At 70.0% G+C, this 230-nt stretch carries 1 pseudogene; it reads right to left on the bottom strand.

Features of this window, described 5'->3' with window-relative positions:
• A pseudogene (locus ACSNOK_RS36530) lies at positions 1-230 on the bottom strand (sugar ABC transporter permease); the annotation flags it as partial.

Raw genomic sequence — 230 nt, 5'->3', positions numbered from 1 at the left:
CCGCTGCTGCGGCCGATCCTCGGCCGGTATCGCCCGGATGCCCGCGTAGAGGGTGACCATCACCAGGGGGAAGGAGCACCACACGACTTCGAGCAGCACGAGGGCGAAGGCGCTGTAGCGGCCGTAGGTCCAGGAGTGACCGGCGAAGCCGCTCGCCCCGAGGGCCGTGAGCACGTCGTTGACCGGGCCGAAGTCGGGGTCGAAGAGGAAGACCCACACCGTGGAGCCGG

Origin of the sequence: Streptomyces sp. URMC 126 (assembly GCF_051386555.1) — a bacterium.
Lineage (GTDB): Bacteria > Actinomycetota > Actinomycetes > Streptomycetales > Streptomycetaceae > Streptomyces.
Note: the sequence above shows the minus strand (reverse complement) of the source record. Positions and strands in the feature narration are given on the sequence as shown.